16 protein-coding genes are annotated in these 23,575 nt (G+C 69.5%); 2 read left to right on the top strand and 14 right to left on the bottom strand.

The annotated features are described in order from the left end of the window. Positions 1 to 83 precede the first annotated feature (83 nt). From KF684_05330 to KF684_05305, 6 genes are all read right to left on the bottom strand, one after another. Positions 84 to 2,048, bottom strand: coding sequence for a M48 family metalloprotease (locus KF684_05330; GenBank protein ID MBX3352335.1), 1,965 nt, complete (start codon positions 2,046 to 2,048; stop codon positions 84 to 86). A gap of 22 nt (positions 2,049 to 2,070) precedes the next feature. Beyond that, positions 2,071 to 2,667 carry a LemA family protein gene (locus KF684_05325; GenBank protein MBX3352334.1) on the bottom strand — a complete coding sequence of 199 codons (597 nt, stop codon included), beginning with the start codon at positions 2,665 to 2,667 and terminating at the stop codon, positions 2,071 to 2,073. Between the two features lie 75 nt (positions 2,668 to 2,742). Further along, complete coding sequence (locus KF684_05320) at positions 2,743 to 4,428, bottom strand: AbgT family transporter (protein ID MBX3352333.1); 1,686 nt, start codon at positions 4,426 to 4,428, stop codon at positions 2,743 to 2,745. 177 nt (positions 4,429 to 4,605) lie between these two features. Then, on the bottom strand, positions 4,606 to 7,140 hold the full coding sequence (locus KF684_05315) for a S8 family serine peptidase (GenBank protein MBX3352332.1): 2,535 nt from the start codon (positions 7,138 to 7,140) through the stop codon (positions 4,606 to 4,608). Between the two features lie 170 nt (positions 7,141 to 7,310). After that, a complete protein-coding gene (locus KF684_05310; GenBank protein MBX3352331.1) occupies positions 7,311 to 9,257 on the bottom strand; it encodes a hypothetical protein in 1,947 nt (648 codons plus the stop codon). Further along, positions 9,254 to 9,613 (bottom strand): helix-turn-helix transcriptional regulator, encoded by a 360-nt coding sequence (locus tag KF684_05305; protein ID MBX3352330.1) that lies wholly within the window; start codon positions 9,611 to 9,613, stop codon positions 9,254 to 9,256. Before KF684_05305 ends, KF684_05310 begins: the two co-directional genes overlap by 4 nt. Before the next feature lie 362 nt (positions 9,614 to 9,975). On the opposite strand from KF684_05305, the gene KF684_05300 reads away from it, so the two are divergent. Next, positions 9,976 to 10,677, top strand: a complete 702-nt coding sequence (locus tag KF684_05300; GenBank protein ID MBX3352329.1) for a hypothetical protein — start codon at positions 9,976 to 9,978, stop codon at positions 10,675 to 10,677. A 74-nt stretch (positions 10,678 to 10,751) separates the two neighbouring features. Here KF684_05300 and KF684_05295 read toward each other — a convergent pair whose 3' ends face one another. Genes KF684_05295 through KF684_05260 form a run of 8 tightly spaced genes read right to left on the bottom strand, consistent with a single transcriptional unit; the run spans position 10,752 to position 21,214 of the window. After that, the gene (locus tag KF684_05295; protein MBX3352328.1) at positions 10,752 to 14,558 is read right to left on the bottom strand and encodes a hypothetical protein; all 3,807 of its coding nucleotides are present in this window, start codon (positions 14,556 to 14,558) and stop codon (positions 10,752 to 10,754) included. A 53-nt stretch (positions 14,559 to 14,611) separates the two neighbouring features. Beyond that, entirely contained in the window at positions 14,612 to 15,487 is an 876-nt protein-coding gene (locus KF684_05290) for a hypothetical protein (GenBank protein MBX3352327.1), read from the bottom strand. Further along, entirely contained in the window at positions 15,484 to 16,488 is a 1,005-nt protein-coding gene (locus KF684_05285) for a VWA domain-containing protein (protein ID MBX3352326.1), read from the bottom strand. Before KF684_05285 ends, KF684_05290 begins: the two co-directional genes overlap by 4 nt. Next, positions 16,482 to 17,381: a VWA domain-containing protein gene (locus KF684_05280; GenBank protein ID MBX3352325.1), complete on the bottom strand. Its 900-nt coding sequence runs from the start codon at positions 17,379 to 17,381 to the stop codon at positions 16,482 to 16,484. Before KF684_05280 ends, KF684_05285 begins: the two co-directional genes overlap by 7 nt. Continuing rightward, a complete protein-coding gene (locus KF684_05275; GenBank protein MBX3352324.1) occupies positions 17,378 to 18,193 on the bottom strand; it encodes a hypothetical protein in 816 nt (271 codons plus the stop codon). The genes KF684_05280 and KF684_05275 overlap by 4 nt, the downstream gene beginning before the upstream one ends. After that, positions 18,190 to 19,074, bottom strand: a complete 885-nt coding sequence (locus tag KF684_05270) for a DUF58 domain-containing protein (protein MBX3352323.1) — start codon at positions 19,072 to 19,074, stop codon at positions 18,190 to 18,192. Before KF684_05270 ends, KF684_05275 begins: the two co-directional genes overlap by 4 nt. Positions 19,075 to 19,089: 15 nt before the next feature. Continuing rightward, positions 19,090 to 20,091, bottom strand: coding sequence for a MoxR family ATPase (locus KF684_05265; GenBank protein ID MBX3352322.1), 1,002 nt, complete (start codon positions 20,089 to 20,091; stop codon positions 19,090 to 19,092). A 40-nt stretch (positions 20,092 to 20,131) separates the two neighbouring features. Continuing rightward, complete coding sequence (locus KF684_05260) at positions 20,132 to 21,214, bottom strand: TlpA family protein disulfide reductase (GenBank protein ID MBX3352321.1); 1,083 nt, start codon at positions 21,212 to 21,214, stop codon at positions 20,132 to 20,134. A 466-nt stretch (positions 21,215 to 21,680) separates the two neighbouring features. Between KF684_05260 and KF684_05255 the strand changes: the two genes are divergently transcribed. Continuing rightward, the gene (locus tag KF684_05255) at positions 21,681 to 23,519 is read left to right on the top strand and encodes an SLC13 family permease (protein MBX3352320.1); all 1,839 of its coding nucleotides are present in this window, start codon (positions 21,681 to 21,683) and stop codon (positions 23,517 to 23,519) included. Positions 23,520 to 23,575 lie beyond the last annotated feature (56 nt).

Below are 23,575 nucleotides of genomic sequence, written 5' to 3'. Positions count from 1 at the left end.
ACCAGCGAGGAATCGCCCGAAGTTCTGCTTCTCGGACTCGCTCGAGCAGGGGGGCGATGGCCCCCGGCGTCCGAAATCCCCGCTCACACCAGGCGCTGCCCGGGCAGCAGCGGCGGCATCGGCACGCCCAGCGTGTCCGCGACGGCGCGAAGAAGTTCGGCCTCCCGCGCCGAGACCTGCCGGTCGGACGCGACCACCATCGCGCACGCGCGCAGCAGACGCTCCTTCAGCTTGGGCGCGGTGTGCGCCAGGGCGTCCAGCGCGTCGGCGAGGTGCTTCAGCGCCGCCCCCGAGCGCCCGGTGTACTTCAGCCCCGGCTCGCCCAGCGTTCGCGCGCCCTCGTCGAACGCCTTCTGTGCAGCTTCGTCATCAGCGTTCCCCGCCGCGGCCAGGACGGAGAGCAACGCGGAACACTCGGCGCCGAGCTTACCCAGGCCGTAGTGCGTGACCACGGTCCGGCCCCCGCCCGAGTGCCGCGCGACCAGGTGTGTCTGGACGATGCGCTGCAGGACGAACTCGAAGACATCGATCTTCCTGTCGGCCTCGATGAACCCCCGCAGCGTGTCGAGGAACGCTCGCTCCTGCTCCGGAGACATCGCCGACAGGGCGGGCAACGCCATGTCGATCAGGGGCAGACGCAGGTCGCGCGACAGCCCCTTCGCGTCGCGCTCGAGACGAAGCAGCTCGTCGTGCACCGCACGATCGGCGCGCAGCAGCATCGCGAGCTGGCCGTCGCGGATGGCGAGGTCTTCGTCGAGCAGCAGCGCGAAAACCACAGCGCGAGCCCCGAACGGCTCGTGCGCCGCGTCGCGGAGAGTCTGGGGTATCCGCGCGATCTGCTCGCGCGCGAACTCCAGGTGCGCCGAGGAAGGCGACCCGATCTGCTCGAGCAGCGTCGGCGCCATGACGGCCGCCAGCATCGCGCCGGCCCGCTCGCGCCGTTCGCCCCCGAAGCCGGAGGCGCCCTCGGTCGTCGGTGCACGGTTGATACCGGGCGACGCCTCGCTCGCGAGCATTTTCCCGTCCCACGAGGGCTGGATGCGCTTGATGCGCGTCTTCAGGGGCGGGTGCGTCGAGAACATCCCGTTGAGCCCGCCCGAGAGCGCGCGGGCGAAGAACATGTGGCTCATCTCGGCGGCGTGCGCGGAATGAACCTCGGACCCCACCCGCGCGCCGCCGATTTTCTTGAGCGCGCCCGCGATCCCGTCGGGGTTGCGCGTGAACTGCACCGCTGCCGCGTCCGCCAGGAATTCGCGCTGCCGGCTGACCGCCGCCTTGATCAGGTTCCCGAAGAAGGTCCCGACGAACCCGATCGCCATGAGCGCCGCGCCCACCGCGATGATCGGGAGCGGGTTCCCGCCCTTGCCGCCCGACGACGAGCGACCGCGCCCGCCGCCGCTGATGGCCGCGGCGCGGAACACCATGTACCCGATCATCCCGATGATGAGGATGCCGTTGAGCACGCCGATCAGCCGGATGTTCAGGCGCATGTCGCCGGAGAAGATGTGGCTGAACTCGTGCGCGATCACGCCCTGCAGCTCGTCTCGTGACAGTCGCTCGGCCGCGCCCTTGCTCACGCCGATCACCGCGCCCGACGGGTCGTAGCCCGCCGCGAAGGCGTTGATGCCCGTCTCGGCGTCCATCAGGAACACCGGCGGCGTCGAGATCCCTGACGCGATCGCCATCTCCTCCACCACGTTGAGCACGCGCTGCTCGACCGGGTTCGTCGTCGAGGGCACGATCATGCGCCCGCCCAGCGAGCGCGCCACGGTCATGCCGCCGCCGCGCAGCTCCCAGATCTTGCTGATCGACCCGATCGCGATAACCAGCAGCGAGCCGCCTCCGGCGAACAGCAGGATCTCGGGGCGCCACCAGGTGAACGCCGGGGGCGCGTCGCCCGGGTAGTGCTCGCTCGACTCGAACCCGCCGACGGCGAGCACCGCGACGATGTACACAGACAAGACGATCAGCACGACCGCGATCACGAAGAGCGCGACGAGCCGGCCCGTGTTCTTCCGGGCTTTGTCCTGCTGCTCAAAGAAATTCATCGCGACCCCTCGTCAGCGACGGTCAGAACGCGACCTTCGGCGCAACGTGGATCTTCTCGTCGCCGAAGTTGAGCAGCTCCGCGTCGCGCGAGTGCCCGAACATCCCGGCGAAAATCACCGGCGGGAACGACTGGCGATAGGTGTTGTACGCCATCACCGAGTCGTTGTACGCCTGACGCGCGAACGCGACCTTGTTCTCGGTCGAGGTGAGCTCCTCGCTGAGCTGCATCATGTTCTGGTTGGCCTTGAGATCGGGGTAGGCCTCCATCACCGCGAAGAGGCGACCGAGCGCGCCGCCAAGGGCGCCCTCGGCGCTGGCGAGCTGCGCGATGCCCCCGCCCGTCTGGTCCTTCGCGGCGCTTGCCAGCGCGCTGCCCGCCTGGTTCCTCGCGGCGATGACCGCCTCGAGCGTCTCGCGCTCGTGCGCCATGTACGCCTTCGCCGTCTCGACCAGATTCGGGATCAGGTCATAGCGACGCTTCAGCTGCACCTCGATCTGCGAGAACGCGTTCTGGAAGCGGTTGCGCAGGCGGACCAGCGAGTTGTAGATGCCGATCACCAGCCCCGCGATCGCGAGGAGCACCAGCACGGCGACGACGATCGTGATCAGAATTCCCATGGCCACCCTTTCGTGACTGCGCCGGAGCCTTCGCGGCGTGGCCGGACTATACACCGCCTCTCCGGGCGGCGGGGCTCAGCGCGAGCCGGTCGGCACGTACTCCAGCGGGCCGGTCTCGAACGGGATCCCCAGCGGGATGCCCAGCCACAGCCACACGCCAAGCATGACGCACCACCCGATCGTCAGCGCGATCGTGTAGGGGAGCATCGTCGCGATCAGCGTGCCCATCCCGGCGCTCTTGTCGTGCTTCTGCATGTACACGAGGATGATGATCAGGTACGCGTTCAGAGGCGTGATGATGTTGGTCACCGAGTCGCCGATGCGGTACGCCGCCTGGGTCAGCTCGGGGCTGATGCCCACGAGCATGAGCATCGGGATGAAGATCGGCGCGAACAGCGCGTACTTCGCGCTCATCGACCCGACGAACATGTTGAACACCGCGGTCAGCAGGATGAACGCCAGCAGCAGCAGGAAGGTCGGCAGCCCGGCGGTCGCGAGGAACTCGCCCCCGCTGACCGCCAGCATCGCCCCCAGGTTCGAGTAGCGGAAGTATTCGACGAACTGCGCCGCGAAGAACGCCAGCACGATGATCGGCGCCATCGAGGCCATCGATTCGGTCATCAGGCGCGCGAGGTCCTTCGACGACCCGATCGTCTTGTTGCTGATCCCGAACGCGACGCCCGGGAGAAGGAACAGGATGAACAGCAGCGGGACGATCGCCTCGGCCCAGCGGTCGAAGACCACGCCCTTCCCGTGCAGCGGGAAGCCGGGGATCACCACGTTCAGCGCCACGACCAGCAGGCCGACGAGGGCGACGACTCCAGCGAAACGAACGCCGCGCTTCTCCTCGGGCGTGAGGCGCTGCGCCTCGAGCCCCTCGCCCCCATCGCGGCTCGGGCCCCCGTTCTCGGGCGACTTCTTCTCAAACCGAGGCTCGACGACCCAGTGCGTCACCGCCCAGCCGGCCAGCGTCGCCATGAAGGTCGACGCAATCATGAACAGCCAGTTCGCGGCCGGGTTCACCACGTACCCCGGGTCCACGAACTGCGCGCCGGTGGTCGAAAGCCCGGCGAGCAGCGGGTCGAGCCCCGTCACCAGCAGGTTTGCGTTGAAACCAGCGGCCACCCCGGCGAAGACCGCCGCGATCCCCACGATCGGCGAACGACCCACAGAGATGAACAGCAGCGCCGCCAGCGGGGGCAGCACCACATACCCCGCGTCCGACGCCAGCGAGCTCATCACCCCGATGAACACCATCGCCGGCGTGAGCAGCTTCCGCGGCGTGATGAGCATGAACAGCTTCAGCAGCGCCGCGATCAGCCCCGTCCGCTCCGCGACGCCGATGCCCAGCATTCCCACGAGAACGATGCCCAGGGGCGGGAAGTCCATGAAGTTCTTCACCATCGAGCGAAGCGCCCAATAGATCCCGTCCGAGGTCAGCAGGTTCACCGCTGTCAGCACCTCCTCGCGCATCTCGACGACGCGCTCGCCCGCCTCGTTCACCGTCGCGACCTCGATCATCGACGGGACCAGCTCCAGCGTGGTCACGCCGGTCGACGGGTCGGTCACCTGCACGGGCACCTTCTTCACGACTTCCCACCCGGTCCAGGTCGCCGCCGCCGACGCGACCATGACCAGCAGCGCGCCGAGCATGAAGAGGATCGAGGGGTCCGGCAGCCGGTTCCCGGCGATCTCGACGTAGTCGAGGAGCGAGCGCTTGGTGCGACCTGACGGCTGGGACGAGGGCGTGGCGTTGCTCATGGCGAGAGTTCGGGTCCTTCGCTGGGGGGCAGACGCGCCCGCGTGGTGCGAGCCGCGAGAGGGCGAGTCTAACGGATAGGGGCGAGCGCATCGCGTGGTTCGGCGCGCGAAAGCCCCCCGCGCGTTGCCCGCGCAGGGGGCCTGGGAATCGCTGATCCGGGAGAGCGGGGCGTCGGTTTAGTTGCAGTCGAGGCCGAAGTTGGACAGCACGAGGTTGAGGTCTGAGAAGTTGACGACGCCGTCGCCGTTCACATCGCCCGTGAGCGAGCCGGGCGCGCCCGTCGCGCCGAAGCTCGTGAGCACCGCGTTGAGGTCTGAGAAGTTGACCACGCCGTCGCCGTTCGAGTCGCCGGGGCAACCGCCGACGGCGACCGAGAAGCGGGGCGATCCGGTGATCGTCTCGCCGTAGGAGGTCGTGCTCGTCGAAACCTGCAGCAGATAGCTGTTCGGCGCGCTGGGGGTGATGACCTGCCACTCAAAGGTGGCGCTCGCCCCGGGCGAGACGCTCGCGACCGAGGCGGGCACGGGCCCGCTGAGCACCGTGAAGCCTGCCTGGCTCGCCAGGGCTGCGCTCACGCTGTGCGCCGTGAGGTCGCCGATGTTCTGCACCGAGACCTTGAGCGTCGCGGTCTGACCGGCCGGGAGCGTCGGGGCGAGGTGCGTCACGCTTCCCAGCGACGGGCCGACGCGCGCCGAGAAGCCGCTGGGCGTGGCGAGAGCGAACGCTTCGTTCGGGACATCCGGATCAAAGTTGCCGAACGCCGACACCTTGAGCACGACCGACGAGACCGGCTGCGCCTGCGTGTTGTGGAGCTGCTCGACGTTGTCGATCGAGCTCGTCGACGCGGCGATGCCCGCGTTGGTCAGCTCGCGATACGCCCAGAGGTCCAGGTCGCTCAGCGACTCGATCTGCGTCGGGAAGGTCGCCCCGTTGTACGCGACATGACGCTCCCACACGAGGGTCGCCTTGTCGAACGGCTGCATCGGGCCCGCGTAGAAGCGGTACGGCTGGGCGGCGTTGCGCCCGGTCACCGAGCTCAAGAACACATTGTTGACATTGAGGTACGCGCGCCCGAGGTTCATGTAGCCCCAGCCGTAGCGCCGGTTCCACAGCGAACCGTCGACATAGACATCGTCCGCGGTGCTCGAGGTCCCGTTGTCGTTCATCGCGTCGGCGGTGTTGATGAGGATCGCCTTGCCGGCCATCACATTCGTCACGCCGGCGTCCCAGAGAAGCACGATCCCCGACCCAACCTTCGGCGCGGCGCTGCTCGTGCCGCCGATGTTCGCGAACCCGCCGCTGGGAGTGGTCGAGAACGAGTTGTTGCCTGGGGCGGTGATGTCGGGCTTTTTGCGCCCGAGCACCGTCGGCCCGCGGCTGCTGGACGAGGTGATGCGGTGCGTCGCACGGTTGGTGTTGTTGAAGTCGTCCATGTTCGCCGTCGCCATCAGGTTGTAGGCCGGCGCCGGGTGGGTGATCGTCGGGTTGCCGCTGCCGAACCCGCCGTTGCCGGCGGACTTCGAGACCATGAACCCGAAAGTGTGGATCGTCCCGTCGAAGAACTGGTCGGTGGTGTTGTAGTCGCTCGAACTCGCGGTCCCGTTGCCGAACGAGTAGTTGACCGCCTCGGGCACGCCCGTGGACGCGATGTAGTTCATGCCGGGCATCGAGGTGCCGATCGCGCCGGCTCGCGCCACGACGATCGTGTCGATCCCGTAACTCATCCCGCGCCAGGTCGGGTGCGTCGACGCCATGATGCCGGCCATGCCCGTGCCGTGCGTGCCCGTGTCGGTCGTCCCCATGTTGCTGAGGAAATTGTGCGGGGAGAGGTTCGGGTGATTCTGCTGCACGCCCGTGTCGAGCACGCCGATGTCGTGCACGCCGCCGGTGATGCCGTTGGCCCAGAATCCCGTCGTCAGCCCGAGCGAGATCGCCATGTTGTCGAGCTCGGGCTCGCCTGCGTGGTCGATATCGATGGTCGCGACGAGCTCGTGCGCCGCGAGCCGCTCGATCGCGCCGGCCGGGATCTCGACGAACATCATGCTCATCCCGTGCGTCGTGCGCGCGTAGACGCTCCCGCCCAGCGCGTCAACGACGAACGACTCCAGCGTCTGCTGGTGGGGCAGGTTCGCCTCGTGGATGCGCGCCGCCATCTCGCGCCGAGTCCCGTCGAGCAAAGAGTCGAGAGCGCGAGAGAACGCCCTGCGCTCCGCCAGCGCGTCGGGCGGGATCTCGGGGACCACCCACGCGCGCTCCGCGTCGGGCTCGAGCCGCTCCTGCGGCAGGAACCGGCTCGTCACATCGAGCGCGGCGCGGGAGAGCGTGCGAAGGTCGCCCTCGATCCGGGCGCGTGCGACCCGCGCGATCGGCGACGCCGGCTGGGGGCGCAGCATGACCGCGAGCCGGACCGTCTCGTCGGCGCGAGCGGTCGCCGCCAGCGCCGAGGCGTCGTCGCTGAGGATCTTGGGCGCCTGCGCCGCGACCATGGCGCGCAGCTCGGCGTCGGTGAACGCGCGGTCGCCAAGGTGGAATGTCCGCACCGGCTCGCCGTCGACGACGGCTTTCTGCACCCGATAGACGACCCCGTTGTGCTGGACGAACTGATCGCCGTTGTCGTAGGCGCCGGGGAGTGCGTCGGGCTGGGCGGAAATCGCCGCGCCGGCCAGCGCCGCGAGCGTCACCGCGTGAACGAGACCGTGGATCTTTCGCATCGGATGCCCTCTGTCAGTGGGGGAGCCGAAGCCGGGCGCGCGCCGGCCTCTCGGGGGTCATCCGAGCGTACAGCATTTTGGCTGCGCAGGGAAGAAAAAACCCTGCGTGCGACGGGGAGAGCTCGCCTTTGGTCCGGTATGGCCGGGCGTGCTCGAGGGATGCGCCGCGATCACGGCTCCGGGGCGAAGGGGTCGGCGCGCGGCTCGGGCAAGGGCTGCCGGGGCGGGGTGGGCGGGAAGAACACCCAATCCCCCCGGACGACGCCGGGCGCTCGCTCCCAGCTGTACGGCGCTCGCGCGCCGGGAGAATCGGCCTGCGCGAGCAGGTTCTGCACGCTCGCGCGAGAGCGCCACTGCGAGGGGTTCGCTGGCGCAGCCGGTCGGTCGCTCGGCAGGGGCGCCACGCCGCCGTCGTCGATGTAGTCATTCCCGATGCTGTAGAGCACGGGGCGACCGTCGCGCACCGCGTATTTCAGCGGCCCGCCGTCGAAGGGATCCCGCGGCACGCGCGGCAGGAGCGCCGGCACGAGCTCGTCGAGCGACGCTGGCCACTCGCCGTGACGCCGCCGGTGCAGCTCGAGCGCGAGGACCACGGTGGTCGCATCGCGCTTGGTCTCGACTTGCTCGCCCTGCAAGAGCGCGTTCTCGAGAGAGGGCAGAAGGAACTCCAGAATCCAATACCGCGCACGCCCGAGCAACGACTCGGTCGGAATGGAGGAGTGATCGAACCCCTCACGCTCCCAGGGCGGCGTTTGCATCCACGCGATCGCGCGATCGAGAGAACCGTCGTACGCTTCGAGCGCTTCCTTACGACTGAGCGTGATCGCCGACAGCAGCGGGCCGAACGCCGCGTCCTGGGCGCGAGCCGCGGCGTCGGCGCTCGCGTACGCCGCGGAGTTCATGGCCATGTCGTACCGCTCCAGCCAACCGGGCACGAGCCGCCCGTCGCCGTTTCGGTCGAGCGAGTAGATATGCTGCACGAAGTCGTAGTAGAAAGCCCGCTCGGTGTCGAGTCGAACCACCGGACGACCGTCCCCCGGGTACGCGCTGACCCGGTGCGCGAGTCGCGCGAGGTCAGCGTCCGACAGCAGTGCAGTGTCGTTTGCGATCGTTTCGGAGATCGCGCCGAACGCGAGCCGCCCGATCGTGACAGCGACTATCTCGCTGATGAGAAAGGGGACTTGCCGCGCGTGGTCCGCGATGCCCAGAAGCGACTCGAGGTTCGCCACGACGCGATCCGCATCGCGATCCTCCCGAGCCAGTCGCGTGTCCAGCACGAACCACACCGAGATGCGCCGGAGCTCGGCGAGTTGCGGGAGGAGGATGTCGATCAGGCCGAGCGTGCCGGTCGACTCCGGCTGCGCTGCCGCGAGATCGGGCCACAGCGCCGCGTCCTCGTCGCTCACGCCGTAGTGCACCTGCATGCCGAGCCCCGGCTTCGCGGCGCCCTCTCGCAGGCGCTTGAGCCAGGGGGCGTTCGCGCGGAGCGACCCGGCGACGCTGTCCCAGTCGCGCCACCCCGGGCGCATCGCGCTGTCCGCTTTCGCCAGATCGGCGCGCAGCGTGGAGCCGAGCAGCGCCTCCCGGTACAGCGGCCACGCGCGATCGGCTTCCGGCAGTGCCGCCGCCGGGGCGTTGAGGATCGCGAGATAGTCCACGATCGGACCTGGTTTCGTGGTGTGATACCTCGCCGCCAACCCGAGATAGACAAGGAACAGCAGGCCCACGACGAGCCCCGCCGCCTTCGCGGACGCGACCATCATGCGCAGGGCGACGGCGCGATCGCGCCGCTTCGCCCGCCCGATCAGCCGAGCGGCGGTGCGCGGGTCTCCGAACGAGTCGACGAGTTCCTGCGCGGTCCGCCCCGCGTCGAGCCCGTCGCGGAAGTGGTCGATGATCTCCTGCGCGACATCAGCCCGCTCGCGCCTGAACAGGCGCGTGCGACGGGCCGTGACGCCCACGATCGACGCCAGCCGCTCGGGGAGCCCGGCGTCCCTCGCGATGATCGCGGCGTCGAGCCGCCCCGTCACCCGCCCGCGCAGCAGGTCGCGCAGGGGCGTCTTGCGCACGCGTCGCCAGTCCAGCGATCGCCCGGCGCCTGAAGCGGTCGTGCTCATGCCAGCGCCCTCCCGCTCGCGAGGTTCCCCCGGATCACCCCGAGCGAGGCCATCGCCTGCGCGAGCGCCGACCACTGCTCCGAGTCCGACGCGAGACGCGCGCGCCCAGCGCTGGTGAGCGAGTAGTACTTTCGCTTGCGCCCCGAGTCCGCTTCGCGCCATTCGCTGGCGACGAGCCCCTTGGCCTCGAGGTTGTAGAGCATGGGGTAGAGCGTGGATTGGCCCATCGCGAGCACGCCCTCGCTGCGCCGCTCGAGGGCCTCGACGAGCTCGTAGCCGTACATCTCGCCGCGCTCGAGGAGCTTGAGGACCGCGACGGGCCCGGCGCCGCGCATGAGTTCGGTTTCGATCCGCATCGGCACGGTCTCCCGCAAAGGTGTGTTCCGCATACTATGGGACACATAGTATTACGTCGTGCACGTTCGGGGGATGCAGAATCGAGCAGCGTGGTGATGAAAAATCGGGCAAGACCAGGCGGACATCGGCATAAGTGCATTTTTCACAATTGTTTAGAGGAATCGGCGGTGACGGCGTGCGTCCGGGGAATGTTCTTGCATATCCACCGGCTGTCCGATAGTCTGGTCGCTCCATCAGGGGGGCGGCGCGGTGCGGGCCGGGAGGCCCCGTGCGTCATTCTTCGGAGCGAGCGCGCTGTAGGAGGCGCGCTCAGAAACGCGTCCGCCGCGGGCAAACCCGCGGTACACACAGGAGGGATCTAATGAAGCTGATCGCCGCACTTATGGCTTGCGCTGTCGCTACCGGCGCGCACGCCGACATCCGCCAGGTCGTCCCGAGCGACTATGAGAACGCGCCCGGAACCGGCGTGTTCGTCGGGCCTTTGGCGAGCACCGCTCGCACCTACCAGCTGCTGATGCACGAGTCGCTGCTCACCAGTCTCGTCGGGCTCGAGCTGACCGGGCTCACGTTCCGGATCCCGGCCAACGCGACGGTCCCCTGGCCGACGAGCGACGCGTTCTTCTCGAACTACGACATCTATCTCAGCCAGAGCGTCGATCCCTCGGCGCGCAGCCTCACCTTCGCCGACAACGTCGTCGGCCCGCAGACTCAGGTGCGCTCCGGCTCGCTGCTGTTCGGCGCGGGCGATTTCCCCTCGGGCGTCACCCCCAATGACTTCGGCCCGAGCATCGGGTTCGACTCGGGGTATGTGTACACCGGCGGAAACCTCCTCGTCGAGATCCGTCACACAGGCAGCACGGCGACCTCGCGCAGCGTCGACGCGCTCATCACCAGCACGCCCGGCTACGGATCGCTCTTCAGCGCCGCCTGGCAGAGCGGCTACGAGGCCACGACCGGTCTCCAGGGCAACTTCAGCATCATCCAGTTCAACGCGGTTCCCACCCCCGGAGCCGCGGCGCTGCTCGGGATGGGGCTCCTCGCGGGCGCCCGCCGTCGTCGCTGAACGCACCGGGACATCACGCAACCTCACTGCGCCCCGCGAGCTTGTCTCGCGGGGCGTTGTCGTTCCGGATCTCGTCACACGCCGCGCGACGGCCCGGCCAGCTCGCGCGACCACCGCTCGACCACGGGGCGCAGATCGCCGTTGCTCTCGACCGCGGCGCCCGGCCCGAAATACTTCAGCTCCAGGTCGCGGATGTCGGTCAGCAGCGCGTCGCGCGTTTTGCGATCGAGCGAATCCGCGCGCTGCGCGTGCAGACGGCGCAGGGACGTCACAACGCCCAGCGGCGTCATCCGCGGCGGCTCGATCGCGCCGGTGCGCTCGTCGAGGCGCGGCGATCGCCGCAGGAACGCGAACGCCGCTCCGGCCGCGACGAGCACGACCGCCAGCGCCGCGACGATGAGACGCACTCGCGACGCAGGGGACGGCGCGATCGCGATCGAGGCGCTGCTGACGGGCACGATGTCGAAATCGTCGTAGCGCCGGGTTTCCAGCGTCGCCGCGATCCCGTCCCGCAGCGTCGGCACGCGGAAGGCGCGCCCGGCCTGCCCGTCCCCCGGCGTGTAGGTCACGGTGAAGATGCGCTCTGAGCCGAGTCGGTACATGCCGTCGGCGTCGGGTTCGGGATAGCCGTCCTTGGGTTCGGTCGGCGCGCCCCAGCCGAACATGCCGGTCTGGAGCGTGCCTTCCTGCAGCAGCACCGGGGGCTGGGCCTCGACGCCGCCCTCGGCGATCGAGTACCCGGGAAGCGCCTCTTCGAGCCCGGCGAGCACGTCGCGCACATCGGGCAGCACGCCCTTGCCTCGCATCCTGACCTCGAGCGTCGCGGCGGCGGCGTTCGAGCCCGACGCGACATCGCGCAGGTCGACGACCTGCGCGACCGAGAGATCGTGCACGGGGCGTCGCTCGTGGGCAGTCCCGATCGCGAGCAGGGGGGTGTTGCTCGAGACGGCGAGCGTGACCGGCCCGTTCTGATCGTTGAACTGCATGTCGAGGACGATCGGGGGCAGGCGGTCGATGCTCGGGTCCTTGCGCGTGAGCACGACATAGGCGAGCGGCTTTTCGAGCCAGCCATCCTGGCCCTCCTCGACGACGCCCCGCGAAGGCATGAACGCGTCGAAGAACCCGATCGCCTCCACGTTGAACCGCTTGCTCAGCGAGGTCTCGATGGCCTTCTGGAGCTCGTCGCGGTAGTTGATCTGGGTGTAGATGTTGCCCCGACGCCCCCACATGCCGTTCTGGAGATACTTCGAGAACCCGCCGGTCTCACGGTCCACCGAGTTGGTGAACCGGAACGACACGAGCACCCCGAAGGGCTGCTCGACCCCGACGCGATCGGTCCCGTCGAGCGCGAGCCGGAGCTTGATCTCGTCCTTCACGAGGTCGCGGTACAGCTCGTCCATCGCGCGCAGCGACGCGGCGGCCGGGTGGTCGCCCACGACGCGCAGCGCGTGCGTCACGAGGCGCGGCTTGACCTCCGGGGCGGCGCCGGCGGCGGCTGCCTGCACGAACCGCGTGAACTCGGCGAAGTGGCGCTCGCGCGCCTCCTCGGGCAGCGACTCGATCGACGCGCGGATCAGCGCGATCTGGTCGTCCTGTAGCGAGCCCTCGCGAGGCAGGTCGTCCACTCGCAGGAAACTCAGCTCGGCGGCGCCCATCGCGGCGCCGAACCAGCGCCGGTAGATGCCGGGGTCGTCGCGCTCGTCGCCCCGCTCCAGCGCCTCGGCGTAGCGCCGCGCCGCCTGCGCGAAGGCATCGAACGCGTCACGCTGGTACTCGATCTGCCTCGCCGCGTCGCCGATCCGCCCCTGGCTCTGCTGGAACTGCATGCGGTCGTAGGTCAGCCCGGCGCGCACGACGGCGTGCTTCCACGAGTCGGGCTCGTTCGCCACGGCGCTCTCAATCAGCTCCAGGGCGAGCGCGTAGCCCCGGTCGACGAGGAGCGCGATCTCGGTGTCGGAACGCTTTGTGCCGGACTGACGCTGCACGGTGCGGCTGCGCCAGTCGCCGTTCAGACTCGCGCCCATGCTCTGCGCCAGCCCGGCGGCGGTGGAGGGTGGCATCGCGTCGATCTCACCCAGCACGCGCACGATGTCGGCACGCTCATAGACCTCGGTCCTCGCGTGGCACGCCTGGAAGGTCGAGACCACGCTGGGCAGTGCGCGGGGGTCGACGCCAGACTCTCGGAGAAGCCCGATGAGCGCGTCCAGCCGGTCGAGGTTGCGGCGCTGACGCCCCCTGGTGAGCGGGGCCATCGGCGTGAACTGGCGGTAGTACCAGTACATCTCGTCGTCGTAGTCCGGCGCAGCGGGCGAGAGGCGCTGCTGCCAGCGGTCGAGGAAGTGATCGGCAAGCTCGGTCGCGCGCGTGGGAGAGCGCCCGATCGCGTCGTGCAGCAGCTCCAGCGCCATGTCGGTCTCGTCGGAGAGCATCGCCAGCGAGATCGACGCGCGCGCCACGCGTGTGGCGAGACTGGGCTCGAGCGCGTCGAGCCAGCGCTTGCTGGGGACGGCGCGCAGCAGGAGCTGTGCGTCGCGCGCCACCACGTGCTGTTGGCCCTTGCGGTTCGAGGTGTTCTCCATCTCGGCCACCAACGCCGTCGTGAGCATGCGCAGGGGCACGCGCAGCGTCGATGAATCGATCTCCTCGCGCGCCAGCAGGATGTCCACGCCTTCCTTCAGCGTGAGCACGGCCTGCGCGCGCTGCTCGACGTCCTGCTGCGAGTCGCCGATCGCGACGGCGGTCATCGCCATGATCTCCAGAGCGACCGGGCCCAGCGAGTCGCTCGCGAAGACGCTCGTCAGCCACGGGTTGACCCTCGCGCGAGGGACCCGGTTCATCATCCCGATGGCGTGACGCATCGCCTCTCGCTTCGATTCCGACGACGCGCGCGCCATCAGCGAAACCTCGCAGAACAGGTCCCACGCGTCGAGACGCGCCGCGTCGGACTCGGCGCCCGCGAGCGCGTTCGACGCCAGGTCGTGCTTGTATCGCGCGTGCACCAGCAGGATCTCGGCGTCGCCGGCGGCCCTCGCCTCGTCCAGCGGCGGGAGATAGTCGTACGCGTCGATCACCAGCCCGCCCCCGGCGAGGAACTCCACGGTGCGGCGTCGACGCTGCGCGTCCTGCGGGCCGAACCAGCGCGTGCCCTCGCCGATCCGCGCGAGCAGCGAGTCGACGCTGTGCTTCTTCGCGGTCACGCCCAGCATCGCGCCCAGCGCGGTCGTCTGCCACGCCTTGAACTCGGTCGGCGAGGCCTCCGCCAGCGCCAGAACCTCTTCGGGCAGCAGGCCCGGGTCGCCCCGGTTCAGCGACTGCACGATGAAGGCGTACAGCGCCTCCGCCTCGGCGTCGGGGCGCGACCCGAGAAACTGCGCCAGCGTCGCCCAGTCACCGGCCATCACATGCAGGTGGATCCAGCGCGCGATGTCCTGCGCCGGCGCGCTCTGCGCGTTCGGGTGCGGCACGCGCCCGAAGCCCAGCTCCGCGCGCGCCGAGAGCACCGCCTGCGGCGTGCGCTGGAAGTTCATCTCGCGCATCGCCATCGTGATCTCGGTCGCGCGCGTGACCTGCGCCGTACGCGCCGCCGACAGCCCGAGCAGCGCGTCGAGATTCACGCCCATATCGGCGTAGTACGCGCGCATCTCGGTGCGCTCGGTCTCGGAGAGCGACTCGTACTCGGCCCGCAGGGCCTCGATCTCCTCCGCCGAGGGGCCGGCGCCTTGCGCTGGCGCAGCGCCGGGGGCGCCGGGCATCATCATGCCGGGAGGGGGGGCGTCCTCGTCGTGGTCTTCGTCGACCTGCTGCGCCAGGACGGCGCCGCAGCAGAGCGACGCCGCGAGGGCGGCCAGCAGCATCATCCGGTGCTCGTGACTGAACTTCATCGTCGTGCCTCCGCGCCGTGACACCCGTCGTTGGCGGTTCTCGTGGTCTCTGCTCACCAGCCGCGCCCGATCTCGCCGTTGAAGCCGGCGCCCGCGCCGGGATCCTCGCCGCGTGGTCTGCCGCGCCCCCTGGCCTTGAGTTTGCCGAGCCCGTTGCCATTGCCGTCGCACTGGGGCGACTCCCTCGGGCGAGCCGCGGCGTAGAGCTCGTTCATCGCGCTCTGCTCGAGGTTGAGCACGAGCTCGCCGTTCATCTGGTGGTGGGCGACTGTCATCGCGTTGGCGTTGCCGTTGAGGCCAGCGTGCTCGGCGAGATACCGGTAGTTCTGTCGCGCGCGACCCGAGACCTCTCGCCATTCGGCGCTGGGGCGCCCGGCGAGGCGCAGCAGGCGTGCTCCGTAGTAGTACGCGGTCGCCAGCTCTTCGCGTGCCTGCAGCGCGATGTCGGCGTCGGGCCTCCCCACCGCCCCGTGCCAGTCGACGATGTCTTCGAGCTCGTTCGCGCCGGCGCCGATGTCGCCCGATCGCACCAGCGCGCGCGCCCGGGCGAGCCGCACGCGCTGCTGCGCTTCCGGCGCGCTGTCTTCCATCAGTGTCAACGCTTCCGTCAGGGCCTCGGCGGTGCGCTTCCACTCGCTCGCCGCCAGCGCGTACGCCGCGTTCTCTTCTTCGACGGCGCGCTGCGCCCGGGCCTGCAGCGCAGGGTCGTCGTTCTCCCTCGCGGCGTCGCGCGCCAGGATCGCTGCCAGGTGCTTCTCGTACGCCGCGTCCTGCGCCAGGGCCGCGTCGGCCTGCGCTCGCTGCGCCGTCTCGAGAACCCGCGCCGCGCGGTCCTCGCTGAACAGGCGCTGGCCGGGGCCGTAGTGATAGGTCAGCGCGACCACGGGGAGCAGGGCCCAGACGGACCACGCGACGCGGGTGAGTCTCATGCGGCGCCTCCTTCGGCGAGTATTCGTGTGCGGCGAGCGGTCTCGGCGGAGCCACGCCGCGTCGTTCGCGCCGACCCGGCCAGCAGCAGCGCCGGCCCGATCAGCCCTGTCATCGATGCCCCAAGCCCCAGCGACACCAACGCCGCTTCGCGCAGCCCGATCGCGTCGGACACGCGCGGCGCCACCATGCCCAGCCCGCCGATCACCGCGCTGGGGAGATGTCTTGTGTTGCCCTCGTGGTAATGCCCGCCCAGACTCGCGGCGAGCTGCTTGAGCGTCCATTGATCCTGGCGCGAGCTGTGCCCGGAGATCACCGTCGGGCGGTCCGGGTCGCCCACGCCGATCACGATCACATCCGAGATAGACGCCGGGCGCCGGGGCGGCGAGGGTGGGCGCTTCAGGTCGCCGTCGCTGATGACCACCAGCGTCGTCGACCCGCGCGCCCAGCCCTTGCACATCTCGAACGCCGCGGCGAGCCCGGCCTGCATGTCCGTCTCGCCCGGATGGAAGGCGACATACAGCGGCATGCCGTCCATCATGTTCGCGACGATGCTTTTGTCGGTCGTGTCCTGCAGGACCGGCAGCGCCTTGGTGTAGAAGGCCACCATCGAGATGCGCGTGTCCTTCATGTCGATCCGGTCGAGCACGCCCTGGAAGATCCGGCCCGCCCAGCGGGCGCGCGTCATCTTGTCGGGGCCGGGGCCGGCGTCCTTCAGGTTCATGCTGGGCGAGACATCGAGCACCACGAGCAGCTGGCGCGCTGCGCGCGGCGATGGCTCTACTTCGACGGCGCGCGGGTCGTGGTTCATCAGCACGAGTGCGCCCCACACGCCCAGACCCACGCCCACGCAGCGCACCACGGGCGCAACACGCGTCCAGGGCGCTGGCCCGCCCGGGCCGAACGCGAGGCGCGCGACGCGCCGCACCCGGCGTGCGTGCCGGCGCTCCGCCCATGCCGCCAGCGAGAGGGCGGCGATCGCGAGCAGTGCGTAGGTCACCATGGGGTGTACCTCAGCCCCGCGAGCCCGGCCAGATGCATCGCGAACAGCCCGAGCGCCGCGATCGTGAAGGGCCGGAAATGATCCATCGGCACGGCGCCGACCTGCGCGAATCTCGCCGGGCGCATCCGGTCGATGTGGGCAAAGATCGCCTTGAGGTTCTGCGCGTCCGTGGCGTGGAAGCTGTCGCCCCCTGTCAGCTTCGCCAGCTCGGCGACCTCTGGCGGGACGCTCGATTCGTCGACGTGGATGTGGTACACCGTGATCCCGGCGGCGAGCAGCTCGTCGGCGATGTCGTACTCCTCGCCGTCGCGCAGGTCGAAGCTCACGCCGTCCGAGACAAGGATGATCATGCGGTCGCCCTCGGCGCCCTCCGCCTCCATGTTGTGCATGCAGAAGCGCAGCGCAGCCCCGATCATCGTCCCCATCATGTGGGGCGGCTGGTTCTCGGGGTTCGCGAAGGGCATCGCGTTGCGGACCGCCTGCAGGTCCTTCGTGAGCGGCAGCCAGCGCACCTGCTGCACGCCGAAGATCGTGAGCCCGAAGGCGTCGCCCTCGCGCGCGTGGGTGAAACTCTCGATCGCCTCGCTCGCGATCTGATAGTTCCGCCCCGCCATGCTGCCCGACACGTCCATGCAGATCTGGATGTTGGTCAGCAGGCGCTCGCTGCGCGGCTGCTGCAGCGTCTGGGGGCCTGCGAGGATCACGATCGCCGTCGCCAGCGCCAGCAGCGGGACCGCGTCGAACACGCCCAGTGCGCGGCGGGTCCAGCGCCGGTCCGCGTGGCGCACATGGTCGAAAGGCAGCGTCACGCCGGCGGCGCGAGAGATCACGGACCACCCGAGCAGCACGGGGATCGTCAGCAACGCCAGGACCCAGGGGTGCGAGAAGGTCATGCCATCGCCCCCGAGGCGCGCTCGTGCGCCTCGATCGCGGCGACCGCCTCCGCGATCCCGGCGGTGCGCCCGGCGTGCAGGCATCGCTCGACCGCGATGACGACGCCCGCGGTCCGCGGGTCTCGCCGCAGCTCGGCGATGGATCTCGCGAGTTCGTCCGAGCCCGGGACGCACGCCCGTTGGGCCTCGCCGCGGAGAGTCTGGTACAGCAACAACTCGAGGCGCCCGCGCTCGGCGGTGGTCAGTTCCCGCTGCTTCGCGTCGCGCAACGCCTCGCGCAGCAATTCGGATGGCGTGGGCTCGTGCGCAGGCGCCGGGGGCAGAGCCGGTTCGCGCCTGCGCAGCGCGCGCCGCGTCAGCGCGACGACCGGCACGGCGAGCCACGCGACTGCGAACACGACCATCGCCGCACGATAATGGGACGAAAGCCGGAATCCCGGCGTTCGCATGCCGAACACATCGGACCCGTGCGAGGGGGGCAGCTGCGTGACGACCGTCACCGGGAGCTCGCCAAGGCCCGTCGCCGGGCGCCCGTCGGCCCGCTCGAGATAGAGAGCCAGATCTTGCACGCCGCTGACCAGCGCGAGGTATTCGACGCGATAGCGGTCGTCCCCGAGGGGCGCGACGCGCAGCAGGACGGGCTGATCGGGATCGGTCACGGGTTTGGGTCGGATCGCCCCGTGCGGGTAGTCGATCTCGACCGTCGAGACGACCCCTCGCAGCGCGGGCGCGCCGCTCGCGGCGATCGCGATCGACGCGAGGGCCGCCGCGCACGCGAGCGAGAGTCGTCGTGCTCGAGCGATGCGCCTCATCGATGCCCCCTGGTCAGCCCGCCGCGCTCGGCGAGGAAGCGGCGCAGCGGCGCGATGAACGACGCGTCGGTCCGGAGCCGAAGGCAGTCCACGCCGCAGCGCAGCAGGTCGGCGTGCAGCTCGGGCGATTCATCCCAGCGGCTGCGCCCGCTCGCGAAGAACTCGCGCCCGGTCTCGGCTTCGCGCGCGCGCATGAACCCGGCGCGCAGCGGCTCGGTCTCGGCCGGGTCCTGGGTGTGGATCACCATGCAGTCGTGGCGTTGCGACGCGCGCCGGATCGCGCCGATCGCGTTGGGGTCGTGCAGGTCGCTGATGACGACGAACAGACTCGCGCGAGTGGCCCGGGCCGCGAGGTCGTTCAGCCGGTCCGCGAGCCGGGTCTGCTCGCCCTCGGGCCGAGCGCGCAGGGGCTCGAGCGTGCGCCACAGGTCGGCGCGACGCAGACTCGGAACGACCGGCGACGTGCGCTCGCCGGCGCCCACGATCGCGACGGGGCTCATCCGGCGCTGCCCGACGAGCCCGATGCCGGCGGCGACCCACACGCCGATGTCGTGCTTGGTCAGCGTCGTCGAGCCGACACCCATCGACGACGAGGTGTCGAGGATGATGTAGAGGCAGGACCGCTTGAGCGCTTCGTACTCTCGGACGAAGGGCTTGCCGGTGCGCGCCGTCAGGCGCCAGTTCAGCAGCCGGACCGAGTCGCCGCGCTGGTAGGGTCGCGAGCCGGCGTACTCGAGCCCGCTGCCCACGAACAGCGAGTTATCGGCGCCGAACGCGAGGTCGTCGGCGAGCCGGCGCAGGACGAGATCGAAGTCGCTCCGGTCGAGCTGATCGGGCGGGGGGAGCGTGGTCTCGTGATGGGCGCCTGCGTGGCTGGGCATGGTGTCGTTCCGGCGTCAGGCCATCGTGCGCAGGATCTGGCTCAGCACCCCGGCGCCGGTGCGCCCCATCGCGAGGGCCTCGTACTTCAGGCGCATCCTGTGCAGGAGAACGTCCTCCGCCAGAGCGAAGATGTCCTCGGGGATGGTGTATTCCCGTCCCGAGATGAACGCGCGGGCCCGCGACGCGTGGACCAGCGCGAGCGCGGCGCGCGGGCTGCACCCCAGCTCGATGTCCTCGTGGCGTCGCGTCAGATTCACGAGCTCGACGCAGTCGCGGATGAACACCTCGCTGACATGGACATCCTGCACGGCGCGCATCGCCTCGGTCAGGTCGCGAAGACGCATCGCCTTCGACTCATCGATCGCGTCGAAGGCGGACATCGGGACCGCGCCGTCGCCCTGCCTCTTGAGTTTGAGCGCGAGACTGCGCCGAACGACCTCGGCTTCCTCATCGGGCGTGGGGTACGTCAGGCGGTGACGCAGCATGAAGCGGTCGAGCTGGGCCTCGGGCAGCTCGAAGGTGCCGGCCTGCTCGACCGGGTTCTGCGTCGCGATGACGAGAAAGGGCGCCGGCAGGTCGTGCGTCGTGTCGCCGATGGAGACGCGCCGCTCCTGCATCGCCTCGAGGAGCGCCGATTGCACCTTGGGCGAGGCGCGGTTGATCTCGTCCGCCAGGAGCAGGTTCGTGAAGATCGGGCCTTTGTGGATGCGGAACTCGCCCGATTTCTGCTCGAGGATCTCCGAGCCCAGGATGTCGCTGGGCAGCAGATCAATCGTGAACTGCACGCGCGCGAAACGCAGATCGATCGCTTTCGCCACCGACTGCACGAGCAGCGTCTTCGCGATGCCCGGCACGCCCTCGAGCAGGAGGTGACCTCCCGTGAGCAGCGCGATCAGCACGCGCTCCACGACCGTCTCCTGCCCGACGACGGTGTGTGCGACCTGTGTGCGAACATGATCAGCGAACGCGCTGCGCCGCGTCGCGTCGTGCTCGTTGAGAACCGGAGCGTTTGTCACCTGAACCCCGCTTTCCGACGCTGAGGGATGTCTCGTCGCGTCACTCGGCTCGCTCGGCGAGCAGTCTGTCCAGAACCTCGCCGAGCTTGTCGAGCCGCACGCCCGAGGCGCGGACCTTCCCGGCCTTGTCGATCACAATCGTCGTCGGGAGGAACCGCACGCCGTACGCGCCGGCGTTGACGCCCGGCGCGCTGTCGCGCAGCAGGGGCATGGACAGCCCCGCCCCCGACAGGGCCGGGGCGGCCTTGTCCCACGGGGCGTTCGCGTCGCACACCCCGGCGAAGAGCACGCCCTGCGTCGCGTACTCGCGCTCGATCTCGGCGAGTTTCGCGAGCTGCGCGGCCGCCGCGCTCCGCCCGGGCGAGGTGAAGTGCAGCACGACGACGCTGCCCTTCCACTGCGACTTGGGAAGTGGCGAGCCGGCCCACTCCTCGCCCGCGAGGGCGGGCGCGTCGGCGCCCTCCGTCGCGCGCAGCGCCGAGGGGCGGTTCGCCCCGCCGTAGTAGAACTCCGGGCCAAACCCGGTCCTGAGCTCGAGGTCGCTCGGCCCGCTCTCGGCGAGGAGCATCTTGACGACATCCTCGACCCGATTGGGCATCAGGCCGGCGGCGCGGATGACTCCCTTGCGATCGATCGCGACATAGGTTGGCCAGAACTGCACCTTGTACGCGCTCGCCGTCGGCCCGCCGGAGGCGTCCTTCGTGACCGGGTAGGAGATCGAGTGCTCGCGCACCACCTCGCCGGCCGAATCCCACCCGGAGTTCGAGTCGTGCACGCCCACGAAGACCAGGCCCTGATCCTTATATCTGCTCACGATCGCGTTGTTCTCGGGGATCGCGGCGATGCAGGGCCCGCACCAGGTCGCCCAGAAGTCCAGCACTACGACCTTGCCTCGGTGCTCGCTGAGCGTCACGCGATCACCGATCCACTCCTCGGTGGTCAGCGCGAGCGCCGGCTTGCCCTCCAGCGACTTCAGGGCCGCCGGGCGCTGGGCGCCGCTGTAGAACCAGGCGTCGGGGATCGGTTCGGCGACGGCGATGGCGACTGGCGCCCACACGACCATGAACGCCGCGACGACGAGCCAACGCTCGCGAGACCGCTTCGCCAGTTCTGATCTTTGCATCGTCGTTCCTCCGGTGACGCCGCGCAGCCCGTGATCAGACGCCCGCGTCCGGCGCGGGTGCGCCTCCCGGTCCGTTCCCCGGACCTCGCGGTGACTGTACCAGAAACCCCGCGCGTCACGGCGCGACACGCGATATACGCGTCCTGTACCCACGGGATCGCGCACAGGCCAGAAACAGCGCGAATCTCCAGGAGTTGGGGTTCTCGACGACATCGACGCGCGCAAGTTTCATTGATACAGAGACTTATGAGAATTTTCGCGAGTCGGAGCCTCGCGAGAGCGACTCACGCGCAGGTTCACCCGGGTTCTCCCCGGGGCGCCGCGTGTGCGCCGGGTAGTGCGAAGGGCGCGCTGCGCCAAGCGATGGGCACGTCCGTTTGGCGTCGGCGATCGTCTGCGTTGAAGCCCGTTTGTTCCACGCCTTGGCCCATTGCGGGGGAGTCGCGCGAGCGATACGCTCCCCGCGATGAGCATCGAACTTGCAATGGTTCTCGGATTGCTCGTCACGGCGATTGTGATGTTCGCGATCAACAAGCCGCGCATGGACGCGGTGGCGATCCTCATGCTCGTCTCGCTGCCGCTGACCGGCGTGATCACGATCGACGAGGGCCTGCGCGGCTTCGCCGACGGGAACATCGTCCTCATCGCGGCGTTGTTCGTGATCGGCGAGGGCCTCGTGCGCACCGGGGTCGCGCGCGGCGTGGGGGATCTGCTCATCGCGAAAACCGGCAAGAGCGAGGTCAAACTGCTGGTCTTCCTCATGATCAGCGTTTGCGCGCTCGGCTCGCTGATGAGTTCGACGGCGGTGACCGCGATCTTCATCCCCATCGCCCTGCGCGTCGCCGCCACCTCCGGAACCTCTCCCGGGCGGCTCATGATGCCCCTGAGCTTCGCGGCTCTGATCAGCGGGATGATGACCCTCGTCGCGACGGCGCCGAACCTTGTCATCAACAGCGAGCTCGTCCGCCAAGGCGAGGACGGGTTCGGGTTCTTCAGCTTCACGCCCTTCGGCGTTCCGATCCTGATCCTCGGGATCATCTATATGGTCATCGCGCGCCGCTGGCTCCCTTCGTCCAAAGAGGAGCCCGCCCCGGGTCGGGTGAGTCTGGCCGATTGGGTCCAGGAGTTCGAGCTGGCGGATCGCGAGTACCGGCTTCGCGTGAGCAGCCACTCGGCGCTGGTCGGCAAGTCGCTCGGCGAGCTGGACATGCGAGGGACTTCCGGCGCGAACATCATCGCGATCGAGCGGATGGGTCGCTTCTCCAGAACGCTGATCCAGCCCACGCCGACCACGCGGCTCCAGTTCGGCGACGTCCTCCTGATCGACCTGTTCTCGCCCACGACAGAGATCCACGAGCTCGCCGACTCGCTCGGCCTCGAGCCGCTGCCCCTCGCCGGCGCGTACTTCAACGACCGCTCGCAGGAGATAGGGATGGCGCAGGTCATCGTGCCTGCCGAATCGCCGCTGGTCGGGAAGACGCTGGTCGAGAAGGGTTTCCGGTCCAGCACGGGCCTGACGGTCATCGGCCTGCGCCGCGCGTCGGAGGCCGTGAACCGTGATTTCCTCAACACGCCGCTGCGCGTGGGCGACACGCTTCTGGTGGTCGGCTCGTGGAAGCAGATCGAGCGCGTGCGCCCCGAAGAGACCGGGGTGCTGCTGCTGAAGCTTCCCATCGAACTCGAAGAGGTGCTGCCGGCGGCGGGCAAGGCGCCGCAGGCGCTGTTCTGCCTCGGGGTGGTCGTCGTTCTGATGGTCACCGGCATCGTCGCGAACGTGCACGCGGCCCTGATCGGGTGTCTGCTGATGGGCGTGCTGGGGTGCATCGACCTCAACAGCAGCTACCGGTCGATCAGCTGGAAGACGATCGTGCTGATCGTGGGGATGCTGCCCTTCTCGCTCGCGCTGCAGCGCACCGGGGGCGTGGACATGGCCGCCGACGGGCTGCTGGCGGTCACCAGCGGGGCGGGGCCCCACGCCGTGCTCGCGGCGCTTTTCGCGCTGACCGCGATCCTGGGCATGTTCATGTCGAACACCGCGACGGCGGTGCTGATGGCGCCGGTCGCGATCGCGGTCGCCAAAGACATGCAGGCGTCGCCCTACCCCTTCGCGATGATCGTCGCGCTGGCGGCGTCGACGGCGTTCGTGACGCCCGTCTCATCGCCGGTCAACACCCTCGTGGTGACGCCCGGCAACTACACCTTCGGGGACTTCGTCCGCATCGGCGGCCCGTTCGCGCTGATCGCGATGATCGTCAGCGTCTTTCTCGTGCCCATAGTGCTCCCCCTCTCGATCGCGGCGCAGTAGCCGCCGCCGGCGCGCCCGCGAGGGCGGCCCGCACAACCGAACCAAGACAGGAAGGC

It is taken from the genome of Phycisphaeraceae bacterium (assembly GCA_019636675.1).
In the GTDB taxonomy this organism is placed as follows: Bacteria; Planctomycetota; Phycisphaerae; order Phycisphaerales; family UBA1924; genus JAHBXC01.
Note: the sequence above shows the minus strand (reverse complement) of the source record. Positions and strands in the feature narration are given on the sequence as shown.

Coding starts and splice junctions, on each gene's coding strand:
- KF684_05325 (MBX3352334.1), bottom strand. CDS start 2,667: ATGGGAATTCTGATCACGATCGTCGTCGCCGTGCTGGTGCTCCTCGCG.
- KF684_05305 (MBX3352330.1), bottom strand. CDS start 9,613: ATGCGGATCGAAACCGAACTCATGCGCGGCGCCGGGCCCGTCGCGGTC.
- KF684_05285 (MBX3352326.1), bottom strand. CDS start 16,488: ATGGTGACCTACGCACTGCTCGCGATCGCCGCCCTCTCGCTGGCGGCA.
- KF684_05255 (MBX3352320.1), top strand. CDS start 21,681: ATGAGCATCGAACTTGCAATGGTTCTCGGATTGCTCGTCACGGCGATT.
- KF684_05310 (MBX3352331.1), bottom strand. CDS start 9,257: ATGAGCACGACCGCTTCAGGCGCCGGGCGATCGCTGGACTGGCGACGC.
- KF684_05320 (MBX3352333.1), bottom strand. CDS start 4,428: ATGAGCAACGCCACGCCCTCGTCCCAGCCGTCAGGTCGCACCAAGCGC.
- KF684_05280 (MBX3352325.1), bottom strand. CDS start 17,381: ATGACCTTCTCGCACCCCTGGGTCCTGGCGTTGCTGACGATCCCCGTG.
- KF684_05295 (MBX3352328.1), bottom strand. CDS start 14,558: ATGAAGTTCAGTCACGAGCACCGGATGATGCTGCTGGCCGCCCTCGCG.
- KF684_05330 (MBX3352335.1), bottom strand. CDS start 2,048: ATGAATTTCTTTGAGCAGCAGGACAAAGCCCGGAAGAACACGGGCCGG.
- KF684_05270 (MBX3352323.1), bottom strand. CDS start 19,074: ATGCCCAGCCACGCAGGCGCCCATCACGAGACCACGCTCCCCCCGCCC.
- KF684_05315 (MBX3352332.1), bottom strand. CDS start 7,140: ATGCGAAAGATCCACGGTCTCGTTCACGCGGTGACGCTCGCGGCGCTG.
- KF684_05290 (MBX3352327.1), bottom strand. CDS start 15,487: ATGAGACTCACCCGCGTCGCGTGGTCCGTCTGGGCCCTGCTCCCCGTG.
- KF684_05260 (MBX3352321.1), bottom strand. CDS start 21,214: ATGCAAAGATCAGAACTGGCGAAGCGGTCTCGCGAGCGTTGGCTCGTC.
- KF684_05275 (MBX3352324.1), bottom strand. CDS start 18,193: ATGAGGCGCATCGCTCGAGCACGACGACTCTCGCTCGCGTGCGCGGCG.
- KF684_05300 (MBX3352329.1), top strand. CDS start 9,976: ATGAAGCTGATCGCCGCACTTATGGCTTGCGCTGTCGCTACCGGCGCG.